An 18,678-nucleotide genomic window follows, 5' to 3' on the forward strand; every position below is an offset into this window, starting at 1 on the left:
GGACTTCCCGCACCTCCTCCGATGATCAGTCGGAAGACATAACGCCGTAGAGGCCCTATGTCCAGATACAAGGAGCGACTTCAGTCGCGACGAGCGAAGCGCTGCGCTTTCCGGCTTCGCACGCTGTCGGCGCCGAAGCCTCTCCTAAAACCGAGTCCACGCGACCAACACCGCATCCGCGCGCCGGCCGCATCAGAACCCCAACCGGTAACGCAGCGACAGCGCATGATCGTCGCCGCGCGGGCCGAAGCGCCGGTGGTAGCCGATGCCCGCGCGTCGGGACTGAAGTCCCTCCCACAAAGGCCGGCAAGCTATGCGGAGACCACTGCAGGAGCGACTTCAGTCGCGACGAGCGAAGCGGCACGCTTTCCGGCTTCGCAAATTGTCGGAACTGAAGCCTCTCCCACAAAAAGCCGGCACCGCATCGCCGGACAGCATGCTTCTGTGAAGCAGCTCGTTCACCGCATTGGCCGGCGCGCACGACGGCCGCATCAGAACTCCAACCGGTAACGCAGCGACAGCGCATGATCGTCGCCGCGCCGGCCGAAGCGCTGGTGGTAGCCGATGCCCGCGTCGGGACTGAAAGTCCCTCCCACATGCATCCGGCAGACTATCCGGAGACCACTGTAGGAGCGACTTCAGTCGCGACAAGCGAAGCGGTACGCTTTCCGGCTTCGCAAATTGTCGGCACTGAAGCCTCTCCCACAAAAAGCCGGCACCGCATCGCCGGACAGCATGCTCCTGTGAAGCATCTCGCGCAGCGCATTGGCCGGCGTGCGCGACGGCCGCATCAGAACCCCAACCGGTAACGCAGCGACAGCGCATGATCGTAGCCGCGCGGGCCGAAGCGCTGGTCGTAGCCGATGCCCAGCGCGCTGCTGTTCCAGCGCCGGTCCAGGCTCATCCCGAACAGCCCGCCCGAGCGGGCCGGCTGCAGGTCGAGCAGCGGCGCCCATGCGTCCACGCCGACGAAACTGGCCTGGCGCTGCACTCCTTGCGCGGCCAGGGTCTGCTGCCATTCGCCGTAGCCCTGCAGCGACCAGCCGCGCCAGCCGTAACCGGCGCGCAGGCCGGCCAGCGCCTGGCTGCGCGAAGAGGACGCAGCCGCGGCCATCAACCCGAAGCCGTCGCCGCCCTGCTCGCGGAAGCCGTCGCTGTCGATGCGGCTGTAGTCGGCGCCGGCGTACGGGGTCAGCCACGCCTTGCCGCGCCCGATGCGATAGCCGATCTCGACGCTGCCGGACAGGAAGCGCCCGTCGTAGCGGCTGGACGCCGCGGCGACGGTCTCGCCGAGCAGCAGGCTGCGGTCGAGCTGGCGCCGGTACTGCCCGGTCCCCAGCTGCGCCAGCGCGTAGGCATTGCCGCCGACCGCGCCGAGATAGGCCTGGCCTTGCACCTGCCGATCGCGGCTGCGGCCCAGACCGCCATCGTCGCCCCCGTCGGCGCGGGTCTCGCCGAAGGCGAAGCCGGCCACCGTATGTTCGCCCAAGCGCAGGTCCTGGCCCATCATCCAACCGTCGAGCTGGAACTGGCTGCCGGCGAAGCTGCCCTGCCCGGTGTCGCCCAAGCGCTGGCTCCACGCGCCGATCGCCCGCGGTTGCGCGATCAGGCTGTCGAAGCGACCGGACAGCGCGCGCCGCTGCAGGTCGATGGTGTCGAAGGTCATCGCCGTGGCGGCCGCATGCGCTTCGCCGGACAGGCTGCGCAGCGTCGCCGCCGCCACCGCCGCGCTCGGCGACTGCTGCACCGCGCCGGCCGCCTTCAGCAGCGACGCATCGACCGTCGCCGGATCGCGGCCGAGCTGCGCGTCCAGCTGCGCGAACGCCGCATCCACGCGCGTGGCGGAGGCGAGCGTGGCGGCAGTGATGCTGCCGAAGCTCGCCGCGGTGGCGGTGACGCTGAGCGCCTGCACCGTGATCGACGCGCTGGAACTGTCGTAGCTGAGCGAGGAGGTCAGGAACACGTTCGGCGGCGTGGTGACCGACCCGAACGTGCCGCTCAATCCACCCGTGGTCTCCAGCACCTTGTACGCGCTGTTGTTGACCACGTAATCACGCTTGCCGAGCACGTACAGCGAGCCGCCCTGCAGTGTCGCGGTGCCGGTCACCGAGAGCTTGTCGCCGACCAGCAAGGCCAGCCGGCCGCTGCTGTCCTGCACGTAATGGCCGCTCAGGCTCAGCGCCGCGGCACCGACCTGGAAGGTGCCGGAATTGCTGACGTTGCCGCGCAGCGGCCCGGTGCCGATGAAGGTGGCGCCGTTGCTGATGGCGAGGCTGGAGCCGCCCAGGCTGGCCGCGCTGAGCGTGCCGGCCTGCACCTGGGTCGCGCCGCTGTAGCTGTTCTGGGTGCCGCTCAGGGTCAGGGTCCCGCTGCCCTGCTTGATCAGGCCGCCGCTGCCGGCGATGTCGTTGGCCCAGGTCGAGCTGCCGCTGAAGGACACGCTGACGTCGCCCCAATCGAACCGGGCCGGCCCGCGCACCGCCTTGCCGACATTGAGCAGGCCGTAGCCGAAGGTGGCGTCCACGCCAGGCGTACCCAGGTCGGTGGCGGTGCCGAGCAGCGTCTGCCGCAGCAGATCGTTGCTGAAGTAGGGAAACGCCTGCCAGACCAGTGCGGCCGCACCGGAAACCAGCGGCGCGGCGAACGAGGTGCCGCTGCCGTAGTAGTAGCCCGGGTTGGCGCTGGCGGTAGTCGCCTTGGGATCGACGAACACTTCCGTGCCCGGGGCCACCAGGCAGTAGCGCATGGCCGCACCGCAGGCGTTGGAATAGGGCTCCAGGGTGCTGCCGGTACTCGAATCCACCGCGGCCACCACCAGCCAACCGCGCTCCAGGTCCGCCGCCGGATGGCTGCCGCCGGGGCCAAGCTGGCTGGGCAGCGAGGCGATATCCGACGGCGTGGACTTGGATTCGTTGCCGGCCGCGAACACCACCAGCCCGCCGTTGTTCAGCACGAACGGGCGGTATTCGGCGGCGATCGCGTTGGTCGCGCCCGGATCGGTCCAGTAGATGCCGCCCCATGAATTGTTCATCACCTTGACCCCGGCATTGATCAGGTCCTGGTGGATGCTGGCCAAACCCAGCGCGCCGCTGGTCTGGTTGCCCTCGCCGCTGCCGTCGTCGTCGGGCGAGGTGTCGTTGATGATGCGTGCCGACACGATCTGCGCACCGGGCGCGATGCCGCCCGGCCACGCGCCCACCGCCTTGCCCGCGGCCAGCTGCGCGACCGTGGTGCCGTGGCCGTCGACATCGTCGACGTTGACGTTGTTCTTGGCCGGATCGACGTAGATCAGGTTGGACACCACGCGCCCGGCCAGCGCCGGGTGGTCGCGGTTCACGCCAGTGTCGACCACGCCGATGCGGTAGCCGCTGCCGTCGTAGCCGGCGTTGCGCGCAGCGAGCGTATTGGTCAGCGCCAGGTGCGCGTCGAACGCCGGCTGCGGCGGTGGCGGCGAGGTCGGCGGCGAGGTGGGAGGGGATGTCGGCGGCGGCGGCGGCGGTGGGGAGCTCGGCGGCGGCGACGTCGGCGGCGGGTCGCTGCGGGTCAGCCCGCCGCCGCCACCGCCCCCGCAAGCGGTCAACGCCATCGCCAATGCGGTCGCCAGCAGCGACCGGGCCATCACCTTCCGCATGATCTCTCTCCAGATATGCACGCCGGCCACTGCGGCCGGCAACGCCCCATTAGCGGCCGCAAATGGACCGCCCTGAAGCGTCTCGAATCTACACCGGAAATCCGCGCCTGCGGCGATCGCCGAGCGGCGCGCGATTGGCAGACGCCGCGCCGAGGCAGATAATCGGGAACTCATCTTCGTAAGGGTTTGCCATGACCGAGATCGTCATCGCCGCGGCCAAGCGCACCGCCATCGGCGCGTTCCTGGGCCAGTTCAACGGCGTGCCCACGCCGGAGCTCGGCGCCGCCGCGATCCGTGCCGCGCTGGAACAGTCCGGCATCCCCGCCGCCGACGTGTCGGAAGTGATCATGGGCTGCGTGCTGCCGGCCAACCTCGGCCAGGCGCCGGCGCGCCAGGCCGCGCGCGCGGCCGGCGTGCCCGACGCCACCGGCGCCACCACCATCAACAAGGTCTGCGGCTCGGGCATGAAGGCGATCATGCTCGGCCACGACCTGATCAAGGCCGGCTCGGCCAGCATCGTCGTCGCCGGCGGCATGGAATCGATGAGCAACGCCCCGCACCTGCTGCCGAACTCGCGCACCGGCAACCGCTACGGCAACTTCCAGGCGGTCGACCACATGGCCTGGGACGGCCTGACCAATCCCGACGACGGCCAGGCCATGGGCGTGTTCGGCGAGGCCACCGCGGAGAAGTTCGGCTTCAGCCGCCAGGACCAGGACGCCTACGCGATCGAGTCGGTGACCCGCGCGCAGGCCGCGCAGCGCAATGGCGCCTTCGATGCGGAGATCGTTCCGGTCCGCGTCGCCACGCGCAAGGGCGAAGCGGTGTTCGCTAGCGACGAGCAGCCGGGCAAGTCCGACGTCGCCAAGATCCCCACGCTGAAGCCGGCGTTCAAGAAGGACGGCACGGTCACCGCCGCCAGTTCCTCCAGCATCTCCGACGGCGCCGCCGCCACGGTGCTGCTCAGCGCCGACGACGCCGCCCGCCGCGGCATCGCGCCGCTGGCGCGGATCGTCGGCCATGCGACCTTCTCGCAGGCGCCGGAATGGTTCACCACCGCCCCGGTCGGCGCGATCAGGAAGCTGCTCGATCAGGTCGGCTGGAGCCTGGACCAGGTCGACCTGTTCGAGATCAACGAAGCGTTCGCGGTGGTGCCGATGGTGCCGATCAAGGAATTGGGACTGGATCACGCCAAGGTCAACGTCAACGGCGGCGCCTGCGCGCTCGGCCATCCGATCGGCGCATCCGGCGCACGGCTGGTGGTGACATTGCTAAACGCGTTGCGCACGCGCGGAGGACGCCGCGGAATCGCGACCCTGTGCATTGGCGGCGGCGAGGCGACAGCGGTCGCCATCGAATTGATTTAATTGGGATTAACCCTTAAAACACAAAAATGAATGCGCGTACGCTTGACAGCCGACTTTGGCTTGTCATCATGTTGAGGGCGCGCAATAGCGCGTTGCCTAACTAAACGACGAGGATAGACACACATGAGCATCAACAAGCTGCTGATCGCAATGGCCCTGGGCCTGGCCCTGGCCGCATGCTCGAAGCAGGAGCAGGCGCAGGACGCCGCTGCTTCGGCTAACGAAGCCGCCACCGACGCGCAGGCTGCTGCCGACCAGGCTTCGGCCGCCGGTGCCGCCACCGCCGATTCCGCCCAGGCTGCTGCCGACACCGCCGCCACCGCCGCCAACACCGCTGCCGACGCTTCGCAGGCCGCCGCTGCCGCCCCGACCGATGCCGCTGCCGACAAGGCTGCTGACACCGCCAAGGCTGCTGACGACACCGCCGGCCAGGCCAAGGACGCTGCCGAAGAAGCCAAGAAGTAATAACTTCTCGCTTCAGGCAAGTCTTGAAGAAGCCGCTGGTTCGCCAGCGGCTTTTTCTTTGCCCGTGAATTGCGCCAGCGAGCCGCGAACAGCCGCGCTGCGCGCACTTCGGCCGGTCTTCACCCTCGGCGCATGGCCGGCGCGATGCCGCCCGCACACGCTGATCGCGCACTTTCAGACCCTGCTCGATTCGCGGCGCACATGCCGACGCCCTAATAGCCAACGCATGTTGCGTCTGGAGCACGACCGCTTGCGCCAACGCTGGCCTGCGGAGGTCGGACCTGCCGCATCGGCGCCCGGAACGCGCCAGCTTCCTGAACGCGAGCCGCTGCCGCTCGCCGGCATTGACACCGGCTGCATGCGCAGCCACCTAGGCTGCGCCGCATCACCCAGTAACGGAGTACGCGCATGAACAAGACCCCGATCGTGGCAATGGCCCTGTTGTCCGCGCTGGCGCTGGCCGCCTGCCAGGGCCCGGAATCGCAGCAGGCGCAGCGCGACGCCAAGGTCGCCGCCGAGCAGACCGGCGAAGCGGCCAAGGAAGCCGCCGACCAGGCCGCGCAGACCGGCCGCGAAGTCGCCGCCGACGCCCGCGACGCCGCGCACCGCGCCGCCAACTCCGAAGCCGTGCAGGACGCCTCGGCCGCCGCCAAGGAAGCCGCTGCCGACGCCAGCGAGGCCACCGCCAGCGCCGCGCAGAAGCTCGCCGACAAGGCGCGCGAGAACGCCAACCAGGATGCGCACAACGACAACCCCGAGAAGCACTGATCGGCAGCGTTGGCCGATCGCCCGCCGCATCGCGCAGCTCGCGGATGCGGCGGGAGCCGTGGCGCACCGTCATGGCTTCTCCTGCAGGGCGCGCCGGCTCACCGTCGGCGTTGCCGCTGCGGGACCCCGACTTCACTGCACCGCGGCGAATGAGCCGGTGGACCCGTCGGCTTCGACCACCATCGTGGCCGAACACCTCCTCCCCCAGTGCACCTAGCAGACTCGTCGCAAGAGCACCTGCCCTTGTAGGAGCGGCTTCAGCCGCGACGAGCGAAGCGGCAAGCCTTCCGGCTCCGATGACAGTCGGGGCTGAAGCCCCTCCTACAGTGCACCCAACTGGATGGCCGCAAGTCCCTGTAGGAGCGGCTTCAGCCGCGACGGAGCGGAGCGGCGCACCTGACGGAATCGAACACATCGAGCGGAAAGCCTCCACTAGCACCCGGCCCTCTCGCCGTAAGCCACTGCGGGAGCGACTTCAGTCGCGACGAGCGGAACGGTGACCTGACGGTATCCAACACCATCCAAACGCCTCTCCAGCGCCCCAGCCACCACACCCGCAAGTCTCCAGCACAAACGGTTTCAACCGCGACCATCACGCCACGACGTGACCTGCGGCTCCCTTTCGGTCCGCGAACGCCTGCCCGCGACCAGGCTGGTTACAATCCGCGGATGTCGACGTTCCACCGGGTGCGGATCAGAACCCGCCTAGCGCTGCTGTTCTCCGCCCTGGTCTTCGTGTCGATCGGTTTCGGCGTGTTCACCGGCGCGCAACGTTCGATCTCCGATGCGGCGCGCGTGGCGCACACCCACCAGGTCCTGCGCAGCATCGACGAGGTGCAGTCGACCTTGCTGCAGGCCGAAACCGCGGTGCGCGGCTACGAGTTGACCGACAACCAGGCCTACCTGAGCAACTATCGCGACAGCGCCGAGCGCGTGCCGAGGCACTTGGCGCAGCTGCATGCGCTGGTCGCCGACAACCCGGTGCAGTTGGCGAACCTGCGCATCCTGCAGCGGCTGGTGCACGCGCGGCTGGCGCAGATGCAGCAGATGCTCGACGTCTACCAGCGCGATGGGCTGGATGCGTTGCAGCGCGCGATGGCGCCGAACGTGTTCAAGGACTCCAGCACGATCCGCGATCACGTGCAGCAGATGATCGAACTGGAGCAACGGCTGCTGCAGAGCCGCGACCGTTCCAACCAACGCAGTTCCGACCTGCTGCTGGCCCTGGCCCTGGCCGGCATCCCGTTCGGCCTGGGCAGCGTGGGCGTGGTCTATGCATTGCTGTTCCGCGAACTGCGCAATCGCGCCACCGCCGAGCAGGCCGCCTCGGTCGCCAACGAACGACTCGGCGCCAGCATCGAGGAACTGCAGCGCACCAGCGCCGACCTCAACGCACTCAGCCGCTACACCGGCCTGCTGCAGAGCTGCATGGACCCCAAGGAAGCGCTGGCCGTGACCGCGCGCATGCTCGCCGCGCTGATGCCCGACGCCGGCGGTAGCGTGTACCTGCTGCGCGCGTCGCGGGATCGCGCCGAAGCCATCGTCGCCTGGGGCGAGGCGCCGGTGCGCAGCGAGCCGGCGGTGGCGCCGGAGCAATGCTGGGCGCTGCGCCGCGACAAGGCGCATTTCGTGCACGCGCTGCGCCACGATTCGGCGTGCGCGCATCTGCTCGACGATCCGCAGGCGGTCGGCGCCAGCAGCGCCTGCATTCCGCTGTCGGCGCAGGGCACGCAACTGGGCTTCGTGTTCCTGGCCGGTCCCGGCCCGGGACCGCTGCCGCGCATCGCCATCGCCGAGGCCGCGGCCGAGCAGCTGTCGCTGGCGCTGAGCAACCTGCGCCTGCGCGAATCGCTGCGCCTGCAGTCGATCCGCGACCCGCTCACCGGCCTGTTCAACCGCCGCTACCTGGAGGAGTCGCTGCAGCACGAGCTGGCGCGCTGCGCACGCCGTTCGATGCCGCTGTCGCTGCTGATGCTGGACGTGGACCACTTCAAGCACTTCAACGACCTGCATGGCCACGGCGGCGGCGACAGCCTGCTGGCCGCGGTCGGGCAGATGCTCACCTCGCGGCTGCGCGGCGAGGACATCGCCTGCCGCTACGGCGGCGAGGAATTCACCGTGATCCTGCCGGAAACCAGCCCGGAGGCGGCGTTGGCGATCGCCGAGCAGATCCGCAGCGCCGCGCAGCAGATGGGCAGCACGCTGGACGGCAAGGCGCTGCCGGGGGTGACGGTCTCGATCGGGCTGGCCAGCTATTCGCGCGACGGCGTGGTCGCCACCACCCTGCTGCGCAAGGCCGATGCGGCGCTGTACCGGGCCAAGCGCAGCGGCCGCAATCAGGTGCAGCAGTTCGATCCGGCGCTGGACGGGATGGGCTGAACCCGGCGGCCGCGGCCCGGCAAGCGCACTTTAGAGATGATTGTCACAAAATATACGCAGTAGAGCGGCGATAGTCCGGGTTCCCCCGACTGGAGACGTCTGCGCATGTCCATCTGGAAAGATCAGGGTACCCCGCGCAAGGATGGCCCGCCGCTGCCTGGCACGCCTGCCGCCACCGCCACGCCCGAGCCGCGCCCAGCGGTCGATCCGGTGGTCGGCGAGTCCGCCGTCGCGGTCGCCGCGGCCGCGCCCATCCCCACGCGCGCCGCTGCGCCGGCGGCGAAGGAGTCGCTGATCGCCGCCGACATCACCATCGAAGGCAAGATCGAAGGTACCGGCCATATCCGCATCGCCGGCAAGTTCAAGGGCGACGTCAACGTGCAGGGCGACCTGACCATCGAGACCGGCGCCAAGCTCAGCGGCGGCGTGCGCGCCAACAAGGTGACCATCGCCGGCGAACTGGAAGGCAACATCGAATCGGCGGCGCAGGTGGACCTGCTGGCGTCCGGCGCGCTGATCGGCGACGTCAAGGCCGGCTCGCTGACCGTGGCCGCCGGTTCGCGGATGCGCGGCCAGGCCGATTTCGGCTGGGAAGACGACAAGGGCCGCAAGAGCGGCAAGCCCACGGAGTCAGACGCCGGCGCATGAGCACGCCGCGTCCCGGCACCCCGGGGGCGACCCGGACCTGCCCGCACTGCAAGGCGACGATCCTGGAAAGCGCCAGCGTCTGCCCGGCCTGCAAGCACCACCTGCGCTTCGACTCGGCGGTGCTGCAGCAATCGGCGCCGACCGCAACGGTGCCGCTGCGCGTGCAGGGCACCATCCAGCATCCCGCCGACGGCACCGCGTGGGAGTACACGGTGGTGGTGACGATCCGCAACGGGCGTGGCGAGGAGATCAAGCGCCAACTGGTCGGCGTCGGCGCGATGCTGGACGGCGAAGAGCGCAGCTTCACCCTGTCGGTGGAAGCGACCCAGGCCAAGGGGGGAGGCAAGCGCGGGACGCGGCATTAGCCGTAATGGCTGGCCGTACCCTCATCCGCCCCTGCGGGGCACCTTCTCCCGAGGGGAGAAGGGAGCAGCCGGCTAGCCCCTCTCCCACCGGGAGAGGGGTTGGGGTGAGGGTCCGGCGCCCGCTGTCTCATCCAACAGTCAGGGCAACACCCGCGCCAACAGCTCCTCCACCGGCACGCCCGCGTCCAGCGTACCGAACGCCAGTCCATGCGCGCCGGCCAGGCGGCTGTGCACGAACGCGCCGGCAGCCGGGCTCGCGCTGCGCAGCAGCAGCGCGGCCTGCAGTGCCAGCGCGATGCGCTCGGTGATGCGCCGCGCGGCGTATTCGTCTATTTCGCCGTTGCCAGCCAGCGGCACGCGCAGCGCGTCCAGCGCCTTGTCGTAGTCCGCGCTCATGCCTGCCGCAGTCTCCAACTCGGCCAGCAGCGCCGCCGCGCTGCGCGGCTCGCGCGCCAGTGCGCGCAGCACGTCCAGGCACTGGATATTGCCGCTGCCTTCCCAGATCGAATTCAGCGGCGCCTGCCGGTACAGCCGCGGCAGGATCGATTCCTCCACATAACCGGCGCCACCCAGGCATTCCTGCGCTTCGTTGACGAAGGCCGGAGCGCGCTTGCACAGCCAGTACTTGCCCAGCGCGGTGGCGATGCGCGCGAACGCCGCCTCGGCCGGGTCGCGCTCGGCCGCATCGACCGCGCGCGCCACGCGCAGCGCGAACGCGGTGGCGGCCTCGGATTCGATCGCCAGGTCGGCGAGCACGTTGCGCATCAGCGGCTGCTCGACCAGGCGCTTGCCGAACGCGATGCGATGCCGCGCGTGATGCAGCGCCTGCGCCAACGCCATGCGCATCTGCGCGGCGGCCGCGAGCATGCAGTCCAGCCGGGTCAGCATCACCATGCCGATGATGCGCGCCACGCCGCGCCCTTCCTCGCCGATGCGCTGCGCCCAGGCGCCGGCGAACTCCACCTCGCTGGAGGCGTTCGACCAGTCGCCGAGCTTGTCCTTCAGCCGCATCAAGCGCAGCGCATTGAGCTGCCCGTCGGGAAGGCGCCGCGGCAGCAGGAAACAGCTCAGTCCGCCCGGGGCCTGCGCCAGCACCAGGAAACCATCGGACATCGGCGCGGAGAAGAACCACTTGTGCCCGACCAGCGCGTACTCGCCATCGGCGCCCAGCGGCGTGGCGACGGTGGCGTTGCTGCGCACATCCGAGCCGCCCTGCTTCTCGGTCATGCCCATGCCCAGAGTGATGCCGGCCTTGTCGGCGATCGGCACGTCGCGCGGGTCGTAATGCGGCGCGGCGGCCTTATCGGCCCACTCGCGCAGCGCCGGTTCCTGGCGCAGCACCGCGACCGCGGCGTGGGTCATCGTCAACGGGCAACTGGTGCCGGCCTCGGCTTGGTGATGCAGATAGCTCAGCGCCGCGCGCGCCACATGCGCGCCCGGCTGCGGCGTGTGCCAGGACAGGCCGGCCACGCCGTGTGCCTTCGCCGCATCCAGCAACTGATGGTAGGCCGGATGGAATTCGACCGTGTCGATGCGCTGGCCGTAGCGGTCGTGCGTGCGCAGCCGCGCGCGGTCGCGGTTGGCGTCGAAGCCGAGCCGGTACAGCGTATCGCCGGCCAGCGCGCCGTACTGCGCCAGGTGCGCGACGAACGCGTCGCCGCCCTCGCGCGCGACCGCGGCGCGCAGCACCGCATCGTCGCTCCACAGGTCGCGCGGCTCGAACGGCGGCGGCTGGTTGTCGACCACGTGCGTGGCGAATGCGGGCAGTTCCCGTTGCATGCATCTCCCTCCCAGAAGCGCGTCCCGCATTGTGGCCGATGCATCCCCACGCCGTGAACCGCCGGACTGGATTCTCATCTCCTGCACACCGCCTTGGACACAGTGGCGGCCATGCCCAAACCCGCTTCCCAGGACCTGGTGGTGCTGCGCCCGGAAGGGCTGTACTGCCCCGCCGGCGACTTCCATATCGACCCCTGGCGCCCGGTGCCGCGCGCGGTCATCACCCATGGCCACGGTGACCACGCACGCGCCGGCATGGGCGAATACCACTGCGCCGCCGCCTGCCTGCCGATCCTGCGCTGGCGCCTGGGCGAGCAGACGTACCGCGCGTACGACTACGGCACGCGCTTCGCGCTGGGCGCAGCGACGGTGTCGCTGCACCCAGCCGGGCACGTGCTCGGTTCGGCGCAGGTGCGCATCGAAGTGGATGGCGAGGTGTGGGTGGCCTCGGGCGACTACAAGCGCCAGCCCGACCCGACCTGCGCCGCGTTCGAGGTGGTGCGCTGCGACACCTTCATCACCGAGGCCACCTTCGGCCTGCCGGTGTACCGCTGGCCGGACACCGCCGCGGTGGCGCGCGAGATCGTCGCCTGGCGCCGCGAGTGCGCCGCGCGCGGCGAGGCCGCGGTGCTGTTCTGCTATGCGCTGGGCAAGGCGCAGCGGGTGCTGGCCGAGCTGCAACCGTGGGACGACCAGCCGGCGCTGCTGCACGGCGCGGTCGCCGCCGGGGTGGCGGTGTATCGCCAGGCCGGGGTGGCGATGCTGGATACGCAACCGGTCGCCGAGATGGACAAGCGCGCCGACTATGCCGGGCAACTGGTGCTGGCGCCGCCGTCGGCCGCGGGCAGCCCGTGGCTGCGCCGCTTCCGCCATGCGCAGCTCGGCTTCGCCTCGGGCTGGATGCGCCTGCGCGGCAATCGCCGCCGGCGCAACTACGATCGCGGCTTCGTGGTGTCCGATCATGCGGACTGGCCCGACCTGCTGCGCACCATCGAAGAAACCGGCGCGCGGCGGGTCATCGCCACGCACGGCAATACCGATGCGATCATCCGCGCCCTGAACGAACGCGGCGTCGCCGCCGAGGCGTTCCGCACCGACTACGGTGCCGAGGAATGAAGCGCTTCGCCGCGCTGTACCGGCAACTGGACCAGAGCACCGCGACGCTGGACAAGCGCGCCGCGCTGGTCGCGTATTTCGAACAGGCGCCGCCGGCCGATGCGGCCTGGGCGATCTGGCTGCTGAGCGGCGGCAAGCTGCGGCGCATCGCCAACACCCGCGAACTGCGCGAGTGGATCGCGCAGGAAAGCGGCCTGCCCGGCTGGCTGGTCGACGACAGCTACGACCACGTCGGCGACCTCGCCGAAACCCTGACCCTGTTGCTCGACGATCCAGCCGAAGCCTCCGATCCGGCGCCGCTGCGCGACTGGATCGAAGAGCGCCTGCTGCCGGTGGCCGCGCAGGACGAGGCCGCGCGCCACGCCGCGGTGCTCGCCGGCTGGCGCAGCCTGGATTTCGACGAGCGCCTGCTGTTCAACAAGCTGCTGACCGGCGCGCTGCGCGTGGGCGTGTCGCAGCGGCTGGTGCAGCAGGCGCTGGCGGCGATGTCGGGCATCGACATCGCGCGCATCGCCCAGCGCATGCTCGGCGCGTGGTCGCCGACCCCGGCCGCACTGGAAGACCTGCTCTCGCACGAGGTACTGGCCAGCGACCGCCAGCAGCCCTACCCGTTCTTCCTGGCCTCGCCGCTGGAAAACGACGCCGCCACGCTGGGCGCGATCGACGACTGGCAACTGGAATGGAAATGGGACGGCATCCGCCTGCAGCTGATCCGCCGCGCTGGCGAAGTGGCACTGTGGTCGCGCGGCGAGGAACGCCTGGACGGCCGTTTCCCCGAGATCGAAACGGCGGCGGCGACGCTGCCGCGCGATGCGGTGATCGACGGCGAACTGCTCGGCTGGCGCGATGGCGACGCCGCGCCGCTGCCGTTTACCGCACTGCAGACCCGCATCCAGCGGCGCAAGCCCGGCGCCAAGACGCTGGCCGATACGCCGGCGCGGGTGCTCGCCTATGACCTGCTGGAACTGGACGGGATCGACCTGCGCGAACAGCCGCTGGCGCAGCGCCGCGCGCAACTGCAGGCCCTGCTCGACGCGCATGCCGATCCGCGCATCGTGCTGTCGCCGCAGGTGCAGGCCGCGAGCTGGGAGGCGGCGGCGACGCTGCGCGAGCAGGCGCGCGAACGCGGTGTGGAAGGGCTGATGCTCAAGCGCGCCTCCTCGCCCTATCAGTCGGGGCGCCGCCGCGGCGACTGGTGGAAGTGGAAGATCGAACCGCTGACCATCGACGCGGTGCTGCTGTACGCGCAGGCCGGCCACGGCCGCCGCAGCACGCTGTACACCGACTACACCTTCGGACTGTGGGACGGCGAGCAACTGGTGCCGGTGGCCAAGGCGTATTCGGGCCTGGACGACAGCGAGATCCTGGCCCTGGACCGCTGGATCCGCGCGCACACCACCGAGCGCTTCGGCCCGGTGCGCGCGGTGACGCCGTACCACGTGTTCGAACTCGGCTTCGAGGCGGTGAACAAGAGCAGCCGGCACAAGTCCGGCATCGCAGTGCGCTTCCCGCGCATCCTGCGCTGGCGCCACGACAAGCCGTTCGCCGAGGCCGACCGGCTGGCCACGCTGCAGGCGCTGGCGCGATGACGCCGCCGCAGGTGCGCAAGCGCCCGGCCGATGCGCCGCTGTACGCGTGGTTCGCCGCACAGGGCTGGCAACCGCTGCCGTTCCAGCGCGAACTCTGGCGCCACTATCTGGATGACGGCTCGGGCCTGCTGCATACGCCCACCGGCAGCGGCAAGACCCTGGCTGCGTTCGGCGGCCCGCTGCTGGAAGGCCTGCGCGAACAGGCCGCGCGGCAGGCGGCGGCAGACAAGCGGCCGCGGCGCGCGAAGGCAGCCGCTGCAGACAAGACCGCGTCGGCACCGAGGTCGCGCCGGCAAGCGCAGCGCGACCTGAAAGTGCTGTGGATCACCCCACTGCGCGCGCTCGCCGCCGACACCTTGCGCGCGTTGCGCGAACCGGCAGAAGCGCTGGGCCTGGACTGGAAGATCGGCCTGCGCACCGGCGACGCCAGCGCGCGCGACAAGCGCCTGGCGCGCAGCGGCAAGCTCGACGTGCTGGTGACCACGCCCGAATCGCTGGCGCTGCTGCTGTCCTATCCGGACACCGCGCCGCAGCTGGCGACGCTGCGCTGCGTGATCGTCGACGAATGGCACGAACTGCTCGGCAACAAGCGCGGCGTGCTGCTGCAATTGTGTCTGGCGCGATTGCGCGCCTGGGCGCCGGCACTGCGCACCTGGGGCCTGTCGGCCACGCTGGGCAATCTGGACGAAGCGCGCGACGTGCTGCTGCCGCACGTGCCGGATGCGCCGATCGTGGCCGGGGTCAAGCCGCGCACGCTGACCCTGGAAACGCTGGCCCCGGCCAGCGGCGAGCGCTTCCCCTGGGCCGGCCATCTGGGCCTGGCGCAATTGCCGCGGGTGCTGGAAAAACTGTTCGCGGTGCGCACCAGCCTGCTGTTCACCAACACCCGCGCGCAGGCCGAACTGTGGCACCAGGCGCTGGACTCGGTGTGGCCGGAGGACACGCACACGCTGGCCCTGCACCACGGCTCGCTGGACCCGGCGCTGCGCAGCGCCGCCGAGCAGGGCCTGCGCGACGGCAGCCTGCGTTGCGTGGTCGCCACTTCCAGCCTGGACCTGGGCGTGGACTTCCCGGCGGTCGACCAGGTGCTGCAGATCGGCAGCCCGAAAGGCGTGGCGCGGCTGCTGCAGCGCGCCGGCCGCGCCAAGCACCGGCCCGGCGAGGCCGGCCATGTGCTGTGCGTGCCCACGCACGCGCTAGAACTGGTCGAATACGCCGCCGCGCGCCGCGCCATCGCCCACGGCCGCATCGAATCGCGTCCGTCCCCGCGGCTGTCGCTGGACGTGCTGGCGCAGCATTGCGTGAGCTGCGCGCTGGGCGGCGGCTTCCACGCCGACGCGCTACTGGCCGAAGTGCGCGGCACCGCCGCGTTCGCCGCGCTCGATGCGCCCACCTGGAACGCGGTGCTGGAGTTCGTCGTGCAGGGCGGCCGCGCGCTGGCGCAGTACCCGGACTATCGCAAGGTGGTGCGCGACGACGACGGCGTGTACCGCGTGCACGACCGCCGCATCGCGCTGCGCCACCGCCTGTCGATCGGCACCATCACCAGCGACGGCAGCGTCGCGGTGCGCTTCCTGCGCGGCGGCCGGCTCGGCGCGGTGGAGGAGCAGTTCGTCGGTCGCCTGCGCCGCGGCGACCGCTTCCAGTTCGCCGGGCGCCTGCTGGAGCTGGTGCGGCTGGAAGACATGACCGCCTACGTGCGCCTGGCCAAGGGCGGCGACGGCAGCGTGCCGAAATGGATGGGCGGACGCATGCCGCTGTCCTCGGCGCTGGCGCATGAAGTGGAAGCGGTGTTCGCCGAGCCGCGCGGCGAGGAGGAACTGCGCGCGTTGGCGCCGTTGCTCGGCCTGCAGCGCGCGTTGTCGGCGCTGCCGTCGCCGCAGCGGCTGCTGGTGGAAAGCGTGCGCGCCCGCGATGGCCGCCACGTGTTCGTGTATCCGTTCGCCGGGCGCCAGGTGCACGAAGGCCTGGCCGCGCTGCTGGCGCTGCGCTGGGGCCGGCACCAACGCAACACCTTCAGCTTCGCCGCCAACGACTACGGCCTGGTGCTGTCGCCGGCGCAGGAAGTGGCGATCGACGAAGCGCTGCTGCGCGCCTTGCTCAGCCCCGAGCATCTGTTCGAGGACCTGCGCGAAAGCCTCAACCTGGGCGAACTGGCGCGGCGCCAGTTCCGCGAGATCGCGCGCGTGTCCGGCCTGCTGCCGCCGAGCCTGCCTGGCGGCACGCCGCGCAGCCTGCGCCAGCTGCAGGCCTCCAGCGGGTTGCTGTACGACGTGCTGAGCCGCTTCGATCCGGAGCATCTGTTGCTGGCGCAGGCCGAGCGCGAAGTGCTGCAGGGCGAGATGGAGCTGACCCGGCTCGCCGCCACCCTGCACGACTGCGCCGCGCGCGAACTGGCCCTGCGCACGCCGCGCAGCCTGACCCCGCTGTCGTTCCCGCTGTGGGCCGAGAGCATCCGCGGGCAGCTCAGCACCGAGGACTGGAAGGCGCGGGTGATGCGCGCCGCCGCGCAGCTGGAACGACGCCATGCGCGCTGAGCTGGCCTGGACCCTGGCCGGCGAGCCGATGGCGCTGCTCGGCGAGCGCGCGCTGTACTGGCCGGCGCGCCGGCGGCTGCTGATCGCCGACCTGCACCTGGGCAAGGCCGATGTGTTCCGCCGCGCCGGCATCGGCCTGCCCAGCGGCGGCACAGCGCTGGACCTGCAACGCCTCGCCGCATTGGTGCAGGCGCAGGCCGCGCAGGAACTGTGGATCCTCGGCGACGTGCTGCACGGCGCCGCGCCCGCGGCCGCCTGGCAACAGCATTGGCACGACTGGCGCGATGCGCATCCGCAGCTGCGCGTGGCCGCGATCGCCGGCAACCACGACCGCGCGCTGGCCGGCGCGGGGCTGGACATCGCGCTGCTCGGCGAACAGGTGGAGGACGGCCCGTTCGCGCTGCGCCACGATCCAGTGCCGCACGCGCAGCTGCACGTGCTGTGCGGGCATCTGCATCCGCTGGCGAAACTGCCCGGGCTGCGCCCGCGCTGGCCGGCGTTCTGGCTGCGCGAACGGATGACGGTGCTGCCCGCGTTCTCGCAGTTCACCGCCGGCGTGGCGCCGGTGCTGGATGCGGGCGAACGCCTGGTCGCCTGCGTCGAAGGCGCGGCGCTGGCCTTGCCGGCGGCGGTGGAGTGACGCGCGAGCCCTGGAGGCTCAGATTGCCCGCTGATGGAGGGACTTCAGTCCCGACGTTTTACCGATAGCGCGTCGGGACTGAAGTCCCTCCCACAGGGAAGCGATGGCGCCGCGGCATCGTGCTCAAGGCAGTTGTTCCGCCACCGGCGCAGCCTGTGCCTCCGCCAGTGCCTGCAGGAATCCCGGCTCCAGCGCCAGCTTGCCGAACCAGCCATGCTGGGTGCCGCTGAGCACGCGCAGCATGTGCCCGCGGCCGCCGGGCATGCGCCCGGCCGGCAGCATGCCGACGTCGCGCACGCGCGCCACCAGGTCGCGCTCGGACTGGAACAGCGGGGTCAGCCAGCGGCTCCAGAACTGGTACACCGCCACGTGCGCATGGCGCTGCGCCTGGTAGCGCGCCAGCGCCGCGTCCAGGTCCGGCGCTTCGCGCAAGGCTTCGCTCAACACCCACGCATCCATCAGCGCCATGTTGACGCCCTGCCCCAGTTGCGGACTCATCGAATGCGCAGCGTCGCCGGCCAGCACCAGGCGGCCGCGATACCAGCGCTGCTGCACCGCGTCGCGATAGCTGGCCCGCGCCAGTTGCGCCGGCGCGCACACCTGCGCCAGGCGCTCGCGCGCCTGCGGCCACAGCTGCGCGACCTCGTCCAGCCACGCGTCCATGCCGCGCGTCTGCCACGCGTCGAAATCGGCGGTGGGCAGGCTCCAGAAGAAACTCATGCGCGGCTCGGGATCGCCCGGGCGGGTACCGACCGGCAGCAGCCCGATCATCTTGCGCGCGGCCACATAGCGCTGCCGCAGTTCGTCGGCGAAGGCCCAGTCGCCGCGCGGCAGCAGGCACCACAGCGCGCCCCACGGATAGAGCCGGTCCAGGCGCGTGCCCTGCACCTGCGCGCGCAGCGCCGAGGCCGAACCGTCGCTGGCGATGACCAGGTCGAACGGCCCATGCCAGCGCCCGTGCTGGTCCTGCAGCCGGCGCAGGCCATCGTCGATGGCGACGATGTGCGTGTCGCGCTGCAGTTCGGCGTAGCCGTCCCAGGCCTGCGCCAGCAGCGAGAACAACGCGCCGCGCTGCATGCCCAGGCCGAACAGGCGCGTATCCAGGTCGCGGTAACGCATGTCCATCACCGCGCGGCCGCACGGCGTCTCGCCGTACAGGCGCCGCACCGGCGCGCCATGCGCCAGCGCCTGCTCGAGCAGGCCGATCCGCCACAGCACCTGCAGCCCGGTCGGCTGCAGCAGGAAACCGGCGCCGACCGGACCCGGCTGCGGCGCGCGTTCGAACACCTGCACCCGATGGCCGTCGCGCGCCAGCAGCAGCGCCAGGGCCTGGCCCGCCGTGCCGTAGCCGACGATGCCGATCTGCATCCGTTGCTTCATCGCATCCACTGATC

General features: G+C 70.8%; 13 protein-coding genes. 10 read left to right on the forward strand and 3 right to left on the reverse strand.

Going from position 1 to position 18,678, the window contains the following annotated elements; translation table 11 throughout:
• Positions 1–790: 790 nt before the first annotated feature.
• Positions 791–3,634: a S8 family serine peptidase gene (locus VDQ83_RS14895; RefSeq protein WP_455435570.1), complete on the reverse strand. Its 2,844-nt coding sequence runs from the start codon at positions 3,632–3,634 to the stop codon at positions 791–793.
• A gap of 188 nt (positions 3,635–3,822) precedes the next feature.
• Between VDQ83_RS14895 and VDQ83_RS14900 the strand changes: the two genes are divergently transcribed.
• The 6 genes from VDQ83_RS14900 (at position 3,823) to VDQ83_RS14925 (ending at position 9,623) form a co-directional block, all read left to right on the forward strand.
• The gene (locus VDQ83_RS14900; RefSeq protein ID WP_263397729.1) at positions 3,823–4,998 is read left to right on the forward strand and encodes a thiolase family protein; all 1,176 of its coding nucleotides are present in this window, start codon (positions 3,823–3,825) and stop codon (positions 4,996–4,998) included.
• Between the two features lie 123 nt (positions 4,999–5,121).
• Positions 5,122–5,463, forward strand: coding sequence for a hypothetical protein (locus VDQ83_RS14905; RefSeq protein WP_263397728.1), 342 nt, complete (start codon positions 5,122–5,124; stop codon positions 5,461–5,463).
• Between the two features lie 408 nt (positions 5,464–5,871).
• Positions 5,872–6,231: a hypothetical protein gene (locus tag VDQ83_RS14910; protein ID WP_309912706.1), complete on the forward strand. Its 360-nt coding sequence runs from the start codon at positions 5,872–5,874 to the stop codon at positions 6,229–6,231.
• A gap of 669 nt (positions 6,232–6,900) precedes the next feature.
• Positions 6,901–8,610, forward strand: a complete 1,710-nt coding sequence (locus VDQ83_RS14915) for a diguanylate cyclase (protein WP_455435535.1) — start codon at positions 6,901–6,903, stop codon at positions 8,608–8,610.
• A gap of 105 nt (positions 8,611–8,715) precedes the next feature.
• Positions 8,716–9,258 carry a bactofilin family protein gene (locus VDQ83_RS14920; RefSeq protein WP_263397725.1) on the forward strand — a complete coding sequence of 181 codons (543 nt, stop codon included), beginning with the start codon at positions 8,716–8,718 and terminating at the stop codon, positions 9,256–9,258.
• Positions 9,255–9,623, forward strand: coding sequence for a hypothetical protein (locus VDQ83_RS14925; protein ID WP_003479271.1), 369 nt, complete (start codon positions 9,255–9,257; stop codon positions 9,621–9,623). The genes VDQ83_RS14920 and VDQ83_RS14925 overlap by 4 nt, the downstream gene beginning before the upstream one ends.
• Before the next feature lie 138 nt (positions 9,624–9,761).
• On the opposite strand, the gene VDQ83_RS14930 is transcribed toward VDQ83_RS14925, so the two are convergent.
• On the reverse strand, positions 9,762–11,417 hold the full coding sequence (locus VDQ83_RS14930) for an acyl-CoA dehydrogenase family protein (protein WP_455435571.1): 1,656 nt from the start codon (positions 11,415–11,417) through the stop codon (positions 9,762–9,764).
• Between the two features lie 96 nt (positions 11,418–11,513).
• On the opposite strand from VDQ83_RS14930, the gene VDQ83_RS14935 reads away from it, so the two are divergent.
• The 4 genes from VDQ83_RS14935 to pdeM are packed head-to-tail and all read left to right on the forward strand — an operon-like array spanning position 11,514 to position 17,284.
• Positions 11,514–12,518, forward strand: a complete 1,005-nt coding sequence (locus tag VDQ83_RS14935) for a ligase-associated DNA damage response exonuclease (protein WP_455435536.1) — start codon at positions 11,514–11,516, stop codon at positions 12,516–12,518.
• Positions 12,515–14,107, forward strand: a complete 1,593-nt coding sequence (locus tag VDQ83_RS14940) for an ATP-dependent DNA ligase (RefSeq protein WP_455435537.1) — start codon at positions 12,515–12,517, stop codon at positions 14,105–14,107. Before VDQ83_RS14935 ends, VDQ83_RS14940 begins: the two co-directional genes overlap by 4 nt.
• Positions 14,104–16,644 (forward strand): ligase-associated DNA damage response DEXH box helicase, encoded by a 2,541-nt coding sequence (locus tag VDQ83_RS14945; RefSeq protein ID WP_455435538.1) that lies wholly within the window; start codon positions 14,104–14,106, stop codon positions 16,642–16,644. The genes VDQ83_RS14940 and VDQ83_RS14945 overlap by 4 nt, the downstream gene beginning before the upstream one ends.
• Positions 16,634–17,284: a ligase-associated DNA damage response endonuclease PdeM gene (pdeM, locus tag VDQ83_RS14950; protein ID WP_455435539.1), complete on the forward strand. Its 651-nt coding sequence runs from the start codon at positions 16,634–16,636 to the stop codon at positions 17,282–17,284. The genes VDQ83_RS14945 and pdeM overlap by 11 nt, the downstream gene beginning before the upstream one ends.
• Positions 17,285–17,407: 123 nt before the next feature.
• Here the strand turns inward: pdeM and VDQ83_RS14955 are convergent, their stop codons facing one another.
• Positions 17,408–18,664, reverse strand: a complete 1,257-nt coding sequence (locus tag VDQ83_RS14955; RefSeq protein ID WP_455435540.1) for an FAD-dependent oxidoreductase — start codon at positions 18,662–18,664, stop codon at positions 17,408–17,410.
• Between the last annotated feature and the right edge of the window lie 14 nt (positions 18,665–18,678).

The organism is Xanthomonas sp. WHRI 7945 (assembly GCF_035026585.1).

Coding starts and splice junctions, on each gene's coding strand:
- VDQ83_RS14900 (WP_263397729.1), top strand. CDS start 3,823: ATGACCGAGATCGTCATCGCCGCGGCCAAGCGCACCGCCATCGGCGCG.
- VDQ83_RS14905 (WP_263397728.1), top strand. CDS start 5,122: ATGAGCATCAACAAGCTGCTGATCGCAATGGCCCTGGGCCTGGCCCTG.
- VDQ83_RS14910 (WP_309912706.1), top strand. CDS start 5,872: ATGAACAAGACCCCGATCGTGGCAATGGCCCTGTTGTCCGCGCTGGCG.
- VDQ83_RS14915 (WP_455435535.1), top strand. CDS start 6,901: ATGTCGACGTTCCACCGGGTGCGGATCAGAACCCGCCTAGCGCTGCTG.
- VDQ83_RS14920 (WP_263397725.1), top strand. CDS start 8,716: ATGTCCATCTGGAAAGATCAGGGTACCCCGCGCAAGGATGGCCCGCCG.
- VDQ83_RS14925 (WP_003479271.1), top strand. CDS start 9,255: ATGAGCACGCCGCGTCCCGGCACCCCGGGGGCGACCCGGACCTGCCCG.
- VDQ83_RS14935 (WP_455435536.1), top strand. CDS start 11,514: ATGCCCAAACCCGCTTCCCAGGACCTGGTGGTGCTGCGCCCGGAAGGG.
- VDQ83_RS14940 (WP_455435537.1), top strand. CDS start 12,515: ATGAAGCGCTTCGCCGCGCTGTACCGGCAACTGGACCAGAGCACCGCG.
- VDQ83_RS14945 (WP_455435538.1), top strand. CDS start 14,104: ATGACGCCGCCGCAGGTGCGCAAGCGCCCGGCCGATGCGCCGCTGTAC.
- pdeM (WP_455435539.1), top strand. CDS start 16,634: ATGCGCGCTGAGCTGGCCTGGACCCTGGCCGGCGAGCCGATGGCGCTG.
- VDQ83_RS14955 (WP_455435540.1), bottom strand. CDS start 18,664: ATGAAGCAACGGATGCAGATCGGCATCGTCGGCTACGGCACGGCGGGC.